This is a genomic window from Pseudomonas sp. AC463, assembly GCF_979253585.1.
Genome location: NZ_CEEDDZ010000637.1, coordinates 1 through 270, shown reverse-complemented (window position 1 = coordinate 270; position 270 = coordinate 1). Strand labels below are relative to the sequence as shown.

Sequence of the window (270 nt, the reverse complement as noted above, 5' to 3'; positions counted from 1 at the left end):
ATCGCATCCCACCCCCCGGCCTGCTCGGCATAGTCGCCGGTCACCCAGCGGATGCGCGAATCGGCTGACGTATGCGCGCGCGCGGCCTGTTCGGAGCGGGGATTGAGGTCGACGCCGACCAGTTCGGCCTCGATTCCGCGCTTCATGGCCCATCGTTCGATCCGGCGCAGCATGTCGCCGTCGCCGAAGCCGACATCGAGCAGGCGGAGCCGTCGACCTGTGACGGCACGCTTGAGGAAGGCCATGGTCGGGCGCGCTGCCAGCGTCACG

At 69.3% G+C, this 270-nt stretch carries 1 protein-coding gene; it reads right to left on the bottom strand.

Annotated elements, in window-relative coordinates; genetic code table 11:
* Positions 1–245, bottom strand: a 245-nt coding sequence (locus AC0IYH_RS31760) for a methyltransferase domain-containing protein (RefSeq protein ID WP_471838246.1), incomplete at its 3' end; no start/stop codon positions are given.
* Between the last annotated feature and the right edge of the window lie 25 nt (positions 246–270).